This window comes from Pseudovibrio sp. M1P-2-3 (assembly GCF_031501865.1).
GTDB lineage: Bacteria > Pseudomonadota > Alphaproteobacteria > Rhizobiales > Stappiaceae > Pseudovibrio > Pseudovibrio corallicola.
Map to the genome: position 1 here is coordinate 2,173,505 of NZ_JARRCW010000001.1, position 17,231 is coordinate 2,190,735.

Sequence of the window (17,231 nt, forward strand, 5' to 3'; positions counted from 1 at the left end):
TCAACCATCACTAATACAAAAACGGATACACTTATTAACAAGAGCTGCCGTCTTTCTAACATTTTTCATATTAAACAACTCAGTATGTGCAAGGTGAATATCCATAGTGTGAACTTCTTCGCATATCTTAGACCAACCCAGCTCTGAATGCTTATTAGTGCCTATACTTTCTTTTGCTCGAATAAGATACGCTTCACATTCAAGCGACATAGGGTCTGGTCGTTGATGCAATATTTTACTGTGTGCGAGTAACATATCAACTAACGCCTCCAGTTCCTCCCCTTCTGGCGTCGAGACCCCACTTTCCTCAACGGCATAGCTTTCAATATTTTTTTTAAGATACTCTCTTTTCTCGTCTTCACTAAGCCTTTGTATAAAGCCTTCCGTTAAATCATCATACAATGACAAAACCAAATCATTCAAGACTGTCTCAGGAGTACTTTTGGATTCATTAAATGGGCCTGTATCCAATATTATGAGCCCATCAATCGACCGATGCATCCTTTGAAATCTTAAGGCAACATCAAGAGCAACCTTCCCCCCCATTGACCACCCCACGAATATCAGCGACTCATATTTTTCCTGCTTCAATGAGTTAAAGTAGCATGACAGCATCTGCTCATAGGTTTCAAAAGGAACTTCATCTGGGCCAAGACCTCGTGCTTGTATTCCAATAACATCCCCAAACTCTCCCCACTGCTTCACTATGACATCTTGGTTGTAGGGGATCGCCATTCCCAATAATGGGGGGAAACACACAATTGCTCGAGAGGATGCCCTAGACTTCCATAAAGGAACAAGAGGTAAATACCCAGTTGGTGTGTTATCAACGCACTGGGCCAAGGCTCTCACAGTTGACGTTTCAAACACATTCCGAATGGAAACCGCCTTGCCGGTTGCCGCCTGCAGCCGTATCACCAGCTGGACAGCACGAAGCGAGTGGCCGCCAAGGACGAAGAAATCATCCTCTCGTCCCACCTGCTCCACTCCAAGCAACTCACTGAAGATTGAGGCAACCAGTTGTTCTGTCGCGTTGGCTGGCGCTATAAACCGGCTTTGCACCACCTCTCCACTCACATCCGGCAGGGCCTTACGGTTCACTTTGCCCGACGGCATCAGTGGCAGATGGGTCAGTCCGATAAACTGGGTTGGCACCATATGAACTGGTAGGTGACGTTTAAGGGCGGCACATAGCGCAATCAAATCAATTAGCCCCTCCAAACTCAGTTGGACAGAGGCGAGGGCAAATCCTTTCCTTGCCTGTGTGTCTGGTGCTGATGACGAAGAAGACTCTTCCCCATATTGTAAAGTACTGGGCACCACATAGGCTACCAGCTGTGCTTGGGCTGCCTGTGAAGCCTCTGAGTAGGTGGCGACGACAACCGCTTGACGAATCCCGTCTTGCGCTTGCAACACCGCTTCTACCTCACCCAACTCCACACGCATGCCACGTACCTTCACCTGAGTATCCATACGGTCAAGAAACTCTAGCGTGCCATCAGCTAGCCAGCGGGCTAAGTCCCCGGTGCGGTAGAGACGTGCGCCCAATTTGCCGGAAAACGGATCGGCGATGAATTTCGCAGCAGTCAACCCCGGCCGCCCCAAATACCCCCGGCTCACCTGAACCCCACCAACAAGCAATTCTCCAGAAACCCCCATGGGAACTGGCTGCCCCCATGGGTCCACTACATAGGCCTGCGTGTTGGACACAGGAGAACCTATAGGTATCGAAGTACTGTTTATCTCTTCGATCACAGCATAAGATACATTGATGGTGGTCTCCACAGGACCATAGTGATTGACCAGACGCCCCACGGATTCTGCATTTAGTAGCTTTTGGGCCATCAACGGGGGGAGTGCCTCACCCCCGCACAGCACTTGTAAATCAAGTCTCCCCGTCCAGCTAACTTGTTCTTGCAAGGTCCCAAGAAGTGAAGGCACCGCGACCAGAGTAGTTATGCCGTTTTGATGTATACAGCGCCCCAAAGTCTCCCCGAGAGTCTGGCGTGCGCTTGTCAAGATTACAACTGTGTGTCCATAAGCTAGGGGCCACCATATCTCTTCTGCCGAATAATCAAATCCAAGGCTCGTATAATGAAGTACCCGCTCGATTTTTTTTCTCGCAAATGCGCGATTGGAAAAAACAAGATAGTTAGTCAACTGCCGGTGTTCTACACAAACTCCCTTGGGCCGCCCGCTAGAGCCGGACGTAAATAGAGTATAACAAAGTGTGCTCGGCGAGAGACAGGCAAGGCGCTCCTGCGGTAGCAGCTGCTTAGCAGAAAGCCCGGCTATTTCAGTATCTGTGTTCTGTCCATCCACAGAGAGCAAGTAAACAGACTTACCTATTACCAGTTCACCGATGAATACACAGGTCGTCTTGCTGGTCACCACCAGGTTTACCCCGGCATCTTTCAGCATAAAGGCGAGGCGCTCTGGCGGATAGTCTGGATCCAGCGGCAGGTAAGCCCCGCCGGCCTTCCAGATGGCCAGCAAGGTGATGATCAGCTGGGCGGAGCGTTCCAGACACACCCCCACCACCTGTTCCGGTCCCACGCCTTGGGTGACCAGATAGCGCGCCAAACGGTTGGACGCGGCATCCAATTCACCATAACTCAGCTGGTGTTCCCCATCCACCACCGCAACAGCCTCAGGCTGCTGAAGGGCTTGCGCCTCAAACAGATCCACAACCGTTTGATCTTCTGGATAACTCACGTGTGTGTCGTTAAAGCCGTGCAGCAGCTGCTCACGCTCTACCCCATCCAAAAGCTGAAGCAACGCAACGGGTGTGTCAGGTGTTTGCAACGCAGAAGTTAAGAACCGCTGCAGCATGGCCCCGAGGCGATGGACTGTATCCTCGTCAAAGACATCTGTGGCATACTCCATGGAGAGGATCACACCTGAGGTGCAGGGGTTGATATCCACCGTCAGATCATATTTCGAGATCGGCGGATGTGAGCCCTCAAGATATTCCGTCTCAACCCCGTCCAGCAGCACAGCTCCTTCATCGCGAAACGCATGCATCACCAACAGCACCTGAAACACCGGGGTGATGTTGGCAGCTGTGTCCTCCAAAGCGGAAACAACCTGTTCAAACGGCACATACTGATGGGCGAAGGCATCCTGCACGCAGGTACGGGCCTGTGTCACCAAACTCTCAAAACTCTCTTGCCCATCAACCGGCAGGCGCAGGGCTAATGTATTACCAAAGTAGCCAAACTCGGGCCACAAGGCCGCATCGGGCTTCATCACATGCGGCGTGCCCAGAACAATGTCCTGATTACCACAGACCCTGGCAAGGAAGCTGGAAAGCGCTGCCACAAACACCATGAATGGCGTGGCCTCATGACGGGCGGCAAACGTCTCTACTTGCCGCCACTGATCGCGGTCCAATCCCGGTGTGATAATCCGGCGTCCGGCAAAGCTGCGCTGCGGTGGCCGCGGCCGATCAAACGGCAAGTCCAACGCTTGTGGTATGCCAGACAGGGTCTGTTGCCACCACTGCAGCTCTTCAGCCAATACCGGCGCCATCGCCTCGGACCGCTGCCAGGCGGCATAGTCTGCATAGTGTAGCGGTAAGGGGGGCAAGGTAGCTGGTCGTCCCTCTGTGGCTGCCTCATAAAGCGCGGCAAAATCGGCGGGCAGCACATGGCTGAGCGACCAATTGTCCCCCACACTGTGGTGGGTGGCCAGACACCACACATGAACGGTTGGCGAGAGCTTGAGCACCAGCGAGCGACAGGGGTGATCAGTACTCAGATCATAGGCGGCGGCGAGCAGCCGGGCACCGCGCTGCTGTGCCCGCTCCTGCAACGCCTCCAATGGCTGCCCCTCTTGTGACCAATCCTCAAACACGTTCTGCAGGCTTTCGGGCGGATCAATCTCCTGCCACAGGCCGGTATCGCGGCTGACCAGCCGAGTACGCAGCACCTCATAGCGCTCCAACACCCCTTGCACCGTCTGACGAAGGGCCGGTGTGTCCACAGCCCCGCGCAGGATCAGCGGCATGCCTTCATTGTAGACTGGCTGCCCCTCAAAGCGGGCATTGGCCAGCCACATGCGCTCTTGCTCGAACGAGGCGGGAATGGGCGCCTTGCGATCCACCGGCTCCACAGCTGGCAACGGCTTGTCAAAACGCTCCTCAAGCCGTGTAGCCAGCTGGCGGGCACTGGGGCTTTCAAACACAAGGCGCACCGGCACGTGCATACCAAGGGCTTTTTCCAGCCGCAGCGCCAACTGGGCGGCAAAAATAGAATGGCCCCCGATCTCGAAGAAGTTATCATCAAGTCCCACCCGCTCCAGAGAACGGCGATCATGGGCAATCACATCGCGCATGATCTGGCAGATCAGCTCTTCATGCTGGGTTCGCGGCGCCACATAGCCCACTTGAACGGTTGTTCCCGCTACATCCGGCAGGCCTTTGCGGTCCACTTTTCCTGACGGCGTGAGTGGCAGGCACGACAACCCGACAAACTGGGAAGGTATCATATGGCCGGGCAAGGTAGAGGCCAGACCCGAGCGCACCTGCGCCACATCCAGCACGCTCTCCAGCCTCAAAATATGCATGGCCTGATGGTCCGTATCTCCATCACTCTTAACCGAATGGTCAAGCGTACAGGTCAACAGGCCCTCCGCATCTAGTCGTGGCACCACATAGGCCACCAACGTGGTCTCAGCTGTTGAGGTGTCATTTAGGTTTCGCACTACCACAACGGCCTGAGCAATGTTCTCTTGCCTTTGCAAGGCAGTTTCAATCTCCCCCAGCTCCACCCGCATGCCACGGATTTTGACCTGAGTGTCCATACGGCCCAGATACTCCAGCGTGCCATCAGATCGCCAGCGGGCCAGATCCCCGGTGCGATACAGCCGTGCCCCCGCTTTGCCGGAAAACGGATCGGCAATGAACTTTTCCGCAGTTAACCCCGGCCGCCCCAGATAGCCGCGGCTCACCTGAACCCCGCCAATCAGCAGTTCACCAGAAACTCCAATCGGGACAGGCTGGAGCCTTGGGTCCACCACAAAGGCTTGTACATTTTGTGCCGGAACTCCGATGGAGTTGCGATATTCTGAAGTCAGTCGACTGGTAATGACTGCAACAGTACATTCAGTTGGCCCATATGTGTTCCATGCCGTGGGAGCCAATTCAGTCAAATAGTGCGCAAGGTCAGATCCAAGCGCCTCTCCTCCACTAACTACACAAGTGAGCTCTTTGGCCTGCAAGCCAGCTTCTTTCATGGAATACCACAGACTTGGTGTGGCATCGATAAAACTTGGTTTATAACGCTTGCAGATATGCTCTAGTTGTTTGGCGTCCACCAGCTCTTTAGGATCTAAGATGATAATAGAAGCCCCATGGCAAAGCGGTAGGAAAACCTGCTCAATAGTCACATCAAATGATAGACTTGAAGAAAATAGAACGCGATCTTGTGGGGTAAGACCACAGTCTTTCTGGCACGCCCTGATAAAATTTGTAACACTTAAGAGTTCAATTGAAACACCTTTTGGCTGGCCTGTAGTACCAGATGTATATAGGATATAAGCTAAACTATGCCGGTGAATGGACTGGGAATACTTACATGTAATTAAGGTAGAGGATGAATAGCTTTCGATGTGCTCAAGGGTAGACGGTACATTATACAAGATTGTGCCGAAGGAGGCTGAATCACCGGTAGGGTTTACTACAAATTCACCTGTGCTTATCAGTATTTTAGTGTCTGCGTCCCTCAGCATAAAGGCGAGCCGCTCTTGAGGATAGTCTGGATCAAGCGGCAGGTAGGCGCCGCCCGCCTTCCAGATGGCCAGCAAGGTGATGATCAGCTCAGCGGAGCGCACCAGACACACCCCCACCACCTGCTCCGGTCCCACGCCTTGGGTGATTAGGAAGCGGGCCAGACGGTTGGATGCGGCATCCAACTCGCCATAGCTCAGCTGGTGTTCCCCATCGACCACCGCAACTGCCTCAGGCTGCTGGCGGGCTTGTGCTTCAAACAGGTCCACAACCGTTTGATCTTCTGGATAACTCACGTGTGTGTCGTTAAAGCCGTGCAGCAGCTGCTCACGCTCTACCCCATCCAAAAGCGGCAGCAACGCAACGGATGTGTCAGGTGTTTGCAATGCAGAAGTTAAGAACCGCTGCAGCATGGCCCCGAGGCAATGGACTGTATCCTCGTCAAAGACATCTGTGGCATACTCCATGGAGAGGATCACACCTGAGGTGCAGGGGTTGATGTCCACCGTCAGATCATATTTCGAGATCGGCGGATGTGAGCCCTCAAGGTACTCCGCCTCAACCCCGTCCAGCAGCACTGCTCCTTCATCGCGAAACGCATGCATCACCAACAGCACCTGAAACACCGGGGTGATGTTGGCAGCTGTGTCCCCCAAAGCGGAAACAACCTGTTCAAACGGAACATACTGATGGCTAAAGGCATCCTGTACACAGGTACGGGCTTGTATCACCAAACTCTCAAAACTCTCTTGCCCATCAACCGGCAGGCGCAGGGCTAATGTATTACCAAAGTAGCCAAACTCGGGCCACAAGGCCGCATCGGGCTTCATCACATGCGGCGTGCCCAGAACAATGTCCTGATTACCACAGACCCTGGCAAGGAAGCTGGAAAGCGCCGCCACAAACACCATGAAGGGCGTGGCCTCAAGGCGGGCGGCAAACGCCTCCACTTGCCGCCACTGGTCCGGGTCCAGTCCCGGTGTGATAATCCGGCGTCCGGCAAAGCTGCGCTGCTGCGGCCGCGGCCGATCAAACGGTAAGTCCAACGCTTGTGGTATGCCAGACAGGGTCTGTTGCCACCACTGCAGCTCTTCAGCCAATACCGGCGCCATCGCCTCGGACCGCTGCCAGGCGGCATAGTCTGCATAGTGTAGCGGTAAGGGGGGCAAGGTAGCTGGTCGTCCCTCTTTGGCGGCCTGATACAGCGCGGCAAAATCGGTCGGCAGCACATGACTGAGCGACCAGTTGTCCCCCACACTGTGATGGGTGGCCAGACACCACACATGAACGGTTGGCGAGAGCTTGAGCACCAGCGAGCGACAGGGGTGATCAGTGCTCAGATCATAGGCGGCGGCGAGCAGCCGTGCACCGCGCTGCTGTGCTTTCTCCAGCAACACCTCCAATGGCTGCCCCTCTTGTGACCAATCCTCAAACACGTTCTGCAGACTTTCGGGCGGATCAATCTCCTGCCACAGGCGGGTATCGCGGCTGACCAGCCGGGTGCGCAGCACCTCATAGCGCTCCAACACCCCTTGTACCGCCTGACGAAGGGCCTGTGTGTCCACAGCCCCGCGCACGATCAACGGCAGGCCCTCATTGTAGACCGGCTGCCCCTCAAAGCGGGCATTGGCCAGCCACATGCGCTCTTGCTCGAACGAGGCCGGAATAGGCGCCTTGCGATCCACCGGCTCCACAGCTGGCAACGGCTTGTCAAAACGCTCCTCAAGCCGTGTAGCCAGCTGGCGGGCACTGGGGCTTTCAAACACAAGGCGCACCGGCACGTGCATACCAAGGGCTTTTTCCAGCCGCAGCGCCAACTGGGCGGCAAAAATAGAATGGCCCCCGATCTCGAAGAAGTTATCATCAAGTCCCACCCGCTCCAGAGAACGGCGATCATGGGCAACCACATCGCGCATGATCTGGCAGATCAGCTCTTCATGCTGGGTTCGCGGCGCCACAAAGCCCACTTGCACGGTTGTTCCTGCCACATCCGGCAGGCCTTTGCGGTCTACTTTTCCTGACGGCGTGAGTGGCAGGCACGACAACCCGACAAACTGGGAAGGTATCATATGGCCGGGCAAGATAGAGGCCAGACCCGAGCGCACCTGCGCCGCATCCAGCACGCTCTCCAGTCTCAAAATATACATGGCCTGCAGGTCCGTCTCTCCACCACTCTCAACCGAATGGTCAAGCGCACAGGCCACCAGATCTTCCGTCCTACCTTGCGGCACCACATAGGCCACGAGAGAAACATCCTCTATTGAGGTCCCTTCAAAACTGCGTGCCACAACAACAGCCTGAACAATGCCCGCTTGCGCTTGCAGCGCCGCTTCGATCTCCCCCAGCTCCACCCGCATGCCGCGGATTTTGACCTGAGTATCCATACGGCCAAGGAATTCCAGCGTGCCATCAGATCGCCAGCGGGCCAGATCCCCGGTGCGATACAGCCGCGCCCCCGCTTTGCCGGAAAACGGATCTGCGATGAACTTCTCAGCAGTTAACCCCGGCCGCACCAGATAGCCGCGGCTCACCTGAACCCCGCCAATCAACAGTTCACCAGAAACTCCAATCGGGACAGGCTGGACCCTTGCGTCCACCACATAGGCCTGCGTATTAGACATAGGAAAACCAATAGAAATTACTGAATCAGTAAAATCACCATGGAAAATAAAGTTGGTAGCGCCCACGGTGGTTTCAGTCAGACCATAACCGTTGATATAAAAATATTTTCGGGCGGCCTGAAGCACCAAATCCGCATTCACTTGTTCTCCTGCTGTCACTAAAGTCTGTAAACAGCTTGGCGGTGCTGTTAGAAAATCACCCAGCAAAACCGGAGGGAGGGTCAGTACAGTAATGCCTTGCCGTTCCACTTCTCTTGCAAGCAGTGTCCCTGCACCACGCGCTTGATCCGATATTACACACAAGACTGACCCAGAGCAAAGCCCCATAAAGATCTCAGAGAGGCAAGCATCGAATCCTATAGCCGCGAACTGAGCCACTCGCTGCTTTTTATCCTTTGAAAGATACGTAGCCTGATGCATTGCTAGGTTCACCGCATTGCCGTGTGAAATGGAAACGGCTTTAGGTCTTCCCGTCGATCCGGAAGTGTAGATTATATAAGCTAAACCCTGAGCCCTGAGCCCTGCTCCCCGTTCTTCAGGAAATATCCTGCTTTGCGTACCCCCCTTTAGGCAGTTTTTGACGGAGGCCTCATCCAGCAAGATCCAAGCGTATTCTTTATTATTAAAGTACTCTGTCATCACTGAGTTGGCGTGTTTATTATCTGTCACACCCATGATCACACCGGCGTCTTCCAACATAAAGGCGAGCCGCTCTGGCGGATACTCAGGATCAAGCGGCAGATAAGCCCCGCCCGCCTTCCAGATGGCCAGCAGGGTGATGATCAGCTCAGCGGAGCGTTCCAGACACACGCCGACTACCTGCTCTAATCCCACCCCTTGGCTAATCAGATAACGGGCCAGACGGTTGGAGGCCGCATCCAACTCGCCATAACTCAGCTGGTGTTCCCCATCCACCACCGCAACAGCCTCAGGCTGCTGAAGGGCTTGCGCCTCAAACAGATCCACAACCGTTTGATCTTCTGGATAACTCACGTGTGTGTCGTTAAAGCCGTGCAGCAGCTGCTCACGCTCTGCCCCATCCAAAAGCTGAAGCAACGCAACGGGTGTGTCAGGTGTTTGCAACGCAGAAGTTAAGAACCGCTGCAGCATGGCCCCGAGGCGATGGACTGTATCCTCGTCAAAGACATCTGTGGCATACTCCATGGAGAGGATCACACCTGAGGTGCAGGGGTTGATATCCACCGTCAGATCATATTTCGAGATCGGCGGATGTGAGCCCTCAAGATATTCCGTCTCAACCCCGTCCAGCAGCACAGCTCCTTCATCGCGAAACGCATGCATCACCAACAGCACCTGAAACACCGGGGTGACGGTGGCAGCTGTGTCCTCCAAAGCGGAAACAACCTGTTCAAACGGAACATACTGATGGGCGAAGGCGTCCTGCACACAGGTACGGGCTTGTGTCACCAACCCCTCAAAACTCTCTTGCCCATCAACCGGCAGGCGCAGGGCTAATGTATTACCAAAGTAGCCAAACTCGGGCCACAAGGCCGCATCGGGCTTCATCACATGCGGCGTGCCCAGAACAATGTCCTGATTACCACAGACCCTGGCAAGGAAGCTGGAAAGCGCCGCCACAAACACCATAAATGGCGTGGCCTCAAGGCGGGCGGCAAACGCCTCCACTTGCCGCCACTGGTCCGGGTCCAGTCCCGGTGTGATAATCCGGCGTCCGGCAAAGCTGCGCTGCTGCGGCCGCGGCCGATCAAACGGCAAGTCCAACGCTTGTGGTATGCCAGACAGGGTCTGTTGCCACCACTGCAGCTCTTCAGCCAATACCGACGCCATCGCCTCGGACCGCTGCCAGGCGGCATAGTCTGCATAGTGCAGCGGTAAGGGAGGCAAAGCTACCGGACGTCCCTCTGTGGCTGCCTCATAAAGCGCGGCAAAATCGGCGGGCAGCACATGGCTGAGCGACCAATTGTCCCCCACACTGTGGTGGGTGGCCAGACACCACACATGAACGGTTGGCGAGAGCTTGAGCACCAGCGAGCGACAGGGGTGATCAGTACTCAGATCATAGGCGGCGGCGAGCAGCCGGGCACCGCGCTGCTGTGCCCGCTCCTGCAACGCCTCCAATGGCTGCCCCTCTTGTGACCAATCCTCAAACACGTTCTGCAGGCTTTCGGGCGGATCAATCTCCTGCCACAGGCCGGTATCGCGGCTGACCAGCCGAGTACGCAGCACCTCATAGCGCTCCAACACCCCTTGCACCGTCTGACGAAGGGCCGGTGTGTCCACAGCCCCGCGCAGGATCAGCGGCATGCCTTCATTGTAGACTGGCTGCCCCTCAAAGCGGGCATTGGCCAGCCACATGCGCTCTTGCTCGAACGAGGCGGGAATGGGCGCCTTGCGATCCACCGGCTCCACAGCTGGCAACGGCTTGTCAAAACGCTCCTCAAGCCGTGTAGCCAGCTGGCGGGCACTGGGGCTTTCAAACACAAGGCGCACCGGCACGTGCATACCAAGGGCTTTTTCCAGCCGCAGCGCCAACTGGGCGGCAAAAATAGAATGGCCCCCGATCTCGAAGAAGTTATCATCAAGTCCCACCCGCTCCAGAGAACGGCGATCATGGGCAATCACATCGCGCATGATCTGGCAGATCAGCTCTTCATGCTGGGTTCGCGGCGCCACATAGCCCACTTGAACGGTTGTTCCCGCTACATCCGGCAGGGCTTTGCGGTCTACTTTTCCTGACGGCGTGAGTGGCAGGCACGACAACCCGACAAACTGGGAAGGGATCATATGGCGGGGCAAGATAGAGGCCAGACCCGAGCGCACCTGCGCCACATCCAGCACCCCTTCCAGCCGCAAGATGTGCATGGCCTGCTGGTCTGTCTTAGCGCCGCCATCACTCTCAACTGAATGGTCAAGCGCACAGGCCACCAGATCTTCCGTCCTACCTTGCGGCACCACATAGGCCACGAGAGAAACATCCTCTCTTGAGGTCCCTTCAAAACTGCGTGCCACAACAACAGCCTGAACAATGCCCGCTTGCGCTTGCAGCGCCGCCTCAATCTCACCCAGCTCCACCCGCATGCCGCGGATTTTGACCTGAGTATCGATGCGGCCCAGATACTCCAGCGTGCCATCAGATCGCCAGCGAGCCAAGTCCCCGGTACGATAGAGGCGTGCACCTTTCTTGCCCGAAAACGGATCTGCAATAAACTTCTCGGCTGTTAACCCCGGTCGCCCCAGATAGCCGCGGCTCACCTGAACCCCGCCAATCAACAGTTCACCAGAAACTCCAATCGGGACCGGTTGCCCCCATGGGTCCACCACAAAGGCTTGTACATTTTGTGCCGGGACTCCGATGGAGTTGCGATATTCTGAAGTCAGTCGACTGGTAGTGACTGTAACAGTACATTCAGTTGGCCCATATGTGTTCCATGCCGTGGGAGCCAATTCAGTCAAATAGTGTGCAAGGTCAGATCCAAGCGCCTCTCCCCCACTAACTACACAAGTGAGCTCTTTGGCCTGCAAGCCAGCTTCTTTCATGGAATACCACAGACTTGGTGTGGCATGGATGAAACTTGGTTTATAACGCTTGCAGATATGCTCTAGTTGTTTGGCGTCCACCAGCTCTTTAGGATCTAAGATGATAATAGAAGCCCCATGGCAAAGCGGTAGGAAAACCTGCTCAATAGTCACATCAAATGATAGACTTGAAGAAAATAGAACGCGATCTTGTGGGGTAAGACCACAGTCTTTCTGGCACGCCCTGATAAAATTTGTAACACTTAAGAGTTCAAGTGAAACACCTTTTGGCTGACCTATAGTACCAGATGTATATAGGATATAAGCTAAACTATGCCGGTGAATGGACTGGGAATACTTACATGTATTTAAGGTAGAGGATGAATAGCTTTCGATGAGTTCAAGGGTAGACGGTACATTATACAAGATTGTGCCAAAAGGGGCTGAACCACCAGTAAGACTTAAGACAAACTCACCTGTGCTTATCAGTATTTTAGTGTCTGCGTCCCTCAGCATAAAGGCGAGCCGCTCTTGAGGATAGTCTGGATCCAGCAGCAGACAGGCCCCGCCAGCTTTCCAGATGGCCAGTAGGGTAATGATCAGTTCTCTTGAGCGTTCCAAGCATACCCCTACCACCTGCTCCGGCCCCACGCCTTGAGCAACCAGGTAGCGGGCCAGACGGTTGGACGCAGCATCCAACTCGCCATAGCTCAGCTGATGTTCCCCATCGACCACCGCAACAGCGTCGGATTGCAGGCGGACTTGCGCCTCAAACAGGTCCACAACTGTTTGGTCTTCCGGATAACTGACAGCGGTATCATTGAAACCGTGTAACAGTTGAGTGCGTTCGGCATCATCAAGAAGTGGTAGGTCATAAAGACAAGTCTGCGGGCTCTGTGTTACCAGCTTGAGTAACCGGCCGTATTGAGCGACAATACACGCCACACTCTCCCGCTCAAACAGCTGGGTGGCATAAATGACGTTGCCTTCAAGGCCAGCATCGGTTTCCAAGCACTCAAAAGCCAATTCAAACTTTGCAGCTGGGGGCGGGGCGTGTGGAAACCCGGAGATCTCGACTTCTCCTAAGTGAGGTGCAAAGCCTACCTCAGGCATGTTTTGCAAAATAAAAGCCACCTGTGCCACCGGCGCATGCTGCATAGAACGCACCGGTTCCAAAGCCTGCACCACTACCTCAAACGGCGCTTCGGCATGGGCAAAGGCGGACAGCACCATTTCCTGTGTGCGCTGTAGCTGCTCTTCAAAGGAACCGTTTAAATCCACACGGTTGCGCAGTGTCAGAGTATTGACAAAGAACCCAATCAAACTTTCAAGCTCTGGTCGCGGGCGTCCGGCCACTGGACTGGCAACCACCACATCTTTGCCCGCCCCAAGACGGGACAGTAACACCGCAAACACGGTTTCCAGCACCATAAACAAGGTGGCCGAATGCGCCAGCCCCAGTTGTTTGAGCCTCAAGGTCAGGTCTGCCGGCACTGTGAATGTCACCGCTCCCCCGTGATAGTCCATGATCTGAGGCCTGGGCCGGTCAAACGGCAACGTGATCGCTTCCGGCACGCCTGATAACTCTTCCCGCCACCACGTGAGTTCCTGTTCCAGACGCCCCTGACTCAGGACCTGCCGTTGCCACACCGCATAGTCAGGGTATTGCACGGTAAGGGAAGGTAAACCGGCCTCCTCCCCTGTGACAGCTTCCCGGTAAAGGGTAGAGAGCTCTTGCCATAATATCCCCAAAGACCAACCATCCACCACACTGTGATGGCCGCCCACCACCAACACATGTGTGTGGGAGGCGACACGGATGAGGGTCACCCGGAACAAAGGACCTGCCGCCAGATCAAAAGGACGGGCCAGTAGATCTCGAACCAGAGAGGCCAGTACACGCTCGCTGACATCATGGCCATCCTCCAGCACCAAGATGCCAGTTTCCCGAACCTCTTTGATCACTTGATAGGGCAGATCGTTCTCACCCGCCTCAAAGACCGTTCGCAACGCTTCATGACGGCAGACCAAGGTGCAAAGCGCCTGATCCAAAGCTTCCAGCTCCAATCTGCCGTTTAGAAGAAATGCCCCTTCAATGTGGTAGGCGGCACCGGCCCGCGAATCCAGTCGGTCCAAAAACCACAGGCGTTCCTGTTGGAACGACAGTGGCAGCGGCTGAGACCGGTCCGCTTTTACCAAAAGCACCTGCTCTGTGGCCAACAGGGTGTGATCGAGATAGGCAGACAGATCAATAACCGTGGGCGCTTCAAACACATCACGTACTGTGACCGCCTTACCGGTTGCCGCCTGTAGCCGTGTCACCAGCTGAACAGCCCGAAGCGAGTGGCCGCCAAGGGCGAAGAAGTTATCCTCTCGTCCCACCTGCTCCACCCCAAGCAGCTCACTGAAGATTGAGGCAACCAGTTGTTCTGTCGCGTTGGCTGGCGCTATAAACCGGCTTTGCACCACCTCTCCACTCACATCCGGCAAGGCCTTGCGGTCGACTTTGCCTGACAGCATAAGTGGCAGACAGGACAACCCGACAAACTGGCTTGGCACCATATAATCGGGAAGGCTTCGTTTGAGAGACGTACGCAAGGCTACCAGATCAATCAAGCCATCCAATTGCAGCTGGACAGAGGCCGGTGCATTCGCTCCCCTTTCCTGTACGTCTGGTGTTGGTGACGAAGAAGGATCTTCCCTATCTTGTAAAGTACTGGGCACCACATAGGCCACCAGCTGTGTTTGGGCTGCCTGTGAAGCCTCTGAGCAGGTAGCGACGACAACCGCTTGACGAATCCCTTCTTGAGCTTGCAATACCGCTTCTATCTCCCCCAGCTCTACCCGCATGCCGCGGATTTTGACCTGAGTATCCATACGGCCAAGGAATTCCAGCGTGCCATCAGATCGCCAGCGGGCCAGATCCCCGGTGCGATACAGCCGCGCGCCCGCTTTGCCGGAAAACGGATCGGCAATGAACTTCTCCGCAGTTAACCCGGAACGCCTTAAGTAGCCGCGGCTCACCTGAACCCCGCCAATCAACAGTTCACCAGAAACTCCAATCGGGACAGGCTGGACCCTTGCGTCCACCACATAGGCCTGCGTATTAGACATAGGAAAACCAATAGAAATTACTGAATCAGTAAAATCACCATGGAAAATAAAGTTGGTAGCGCCCACGGTGGTTTCAGTCAGACCATAACCGTTGATATAAAAATATTTTCGGGCGGCCTGAAGCACCAAATCCGCATTCACTTGTTCTCCTGCTGTCACTAAAGTCTGTAAACAGCTTGGCGGTGCTGTTAGAAAATCACCCAGCAAAACCGGAGGGAGGGTCAGTACAGTAATGCCTTGCCGTTCCACTTCTCTTGCAAGCAGTGTCCCTGCACCACGCGCTTGATCCGATATTACACACAAGACTGACCCAGAGCAAAGCCCCATAAAGATCTCAGAGAGGCAAGCATCGAATCCTATAGCCGCGAACTGAGCCACTCGCTGCTTTTTATCCTTTGAAAGATACGTAGCCTGATGCATTGCTAGGTTCACCGCATTGCCGTGTGAAATGGAAACGGCTTTGGGGCGCCCTGTCGAACCCGATGTATAAAGAATGTAAGCAAGGTCATGTGTTCTGAGAACGCAGTCCACCTTCTCAGGTAGGATCCTAGTATTCGCAAGCTCTTGCAAGCAGTCTTTGACGTTGGAGTCATCCAGAAGGAGCCAAGACACTTCCTTTTTATCAACGAATTCTGTAACCACAAAACCTGTATGCCGGTTGTCTGTCACCACCAGCTTTACCCCTGCATCTTCCAGCATGAAGGCGAGCCGTTCTTGAGGATAGTCTGGATCCAGCGGCAGGTAGGCCCCGCCCGCCTTCCAGATGGCCAGCAAGGTGATGACCAGCTGGGCGGAGCGCTCCAGACATACCCCCACCACCTGCTCCGGCCCTACTCCTTGGGTGACTAGATAACGGGCCAGACGGTTGGATGCGGCATCCAACTCGCCATAACTCAGCTGATGTTCCCCATCGACCACCGCAACAGCGTCGGATTGCAGGCGGACTTGCGCCTCAAACAGGTCCACAACCGTTTGATCTTCTGGATAGCTCACATGTGTATCATTGAAACCGTGTAACAGTTGAGTGCGTTCGGCATCATCAAGAAGTGGTAGGTCATAAAGACAAGTCTGCGGACTCTGTGTTACCAGCTTGAGTAACCGGCCGTATTGAGCAGCAATGCGCGCCACACTCTCCCGCTCAAACAGCTGGGTGGCATAAATGACGTTGCCTTCAAGGCCAGCATCGGTTTCCAAGCACTCAAAAGCCAATTCAAACTTTGCAGCTGGGGGCGGGGCGTGTGGAAACCCGGAGATCTCGACTTCTCCTAAGTGAGGTGCAAAGCCTACCTCAGGCATGTTTTGCAAAATAAAAGCCACCTGTGCCACCGGCGCATGCTGCATAGAACGCACCGGTTCCAAAGCCTGCACCACTACCTCAAACGGCGCTTCGGCATGGGCAAAGGCGGACAGCACCATTTCCTGTGTGCGCTGTAGCTGCTCTTCAAAGGAACCGTTTAAATCCACACGGTTGCGCAGTGTCAGAGTATTGACAAAGAACCCAATCAAACTTTCAAGCTCTGGTCGCGGGCGTCCGGCCACTGGACTGGCAACCACCACATCTTTGCCCGCCCCAAGACGGGACAGTAACACCGCAAACACGGTTTCCAGCACCATAAACAAGGTGGCCGAATGCGCCAGCCCCAGTTGTTTGAGCCTCAAGGTCAGGTCTGCCGGCACTGTGAATGTCACCGCTCCCCCGTGATAGTCCATGATCTGAGGCCTGGGCCGGTCAAACGGCAACGTGATCGCTTCCGGCACGCCTGATAACTCTTCCCGCCACCACGTGAGTTCCTGTTCCAGACGCCCCTGACTCAGGACCTGCCGTTGCCACACCGCATAGTCAGGGTATTGCACGGTAAGGGAAGGTAAACCGGCCTCCTCCCCTGTGACAGCTTCCCGGTAAAGGGTAGAGAGCTCTTGCCATAATATCCCCAAAGACCAACCATCCACCACACTGTGATGGCCGCCCACCACCAACACATGTGTGTGGGAGGCGACACGGATGAGGGTCACCCGGAACAAAGGACCTGCCGCCAGATCAAAAGGACGGGCCAGTAGATCTCGAACCAGAGAGGCCAGTACACGCTCGCTGACATCATGGCCATCCTCCAGCACCAAGATGCCAGTTTCCCGAACCTCTTTGATCACTTGATAGGGCAGATCGTTCTCACCCGCCTCAAAGACCGTTCGCAACGCTTCATGACGGCAGACCAAGATGCAAAGCGCCTGATCCAAAGCTTCCAGCTCCAATCTGCCGTTTAGAAGAAACG

General features: G+C 55.0%; 1 protein-coding gene (cut by a window edge). It reads right to left on the bottom strand.

Annotated features, from left to right (window positions below; genetic code table 11):
* Window positions 1–17,231: the 3' portion of a non-ribosomal peptide synthase/polyketide synthase gene (locus P6574_RS09525; RefSeq protein ID WP_310620074.1), read on the bottom strand. Its footprint extends 12,436 nt past the window's final position; only the last 17,231 of its 29,667 coding nucleotides appear in the window; its start codon lies off the right edge, out of view; the stop codon is at window positions 1–3.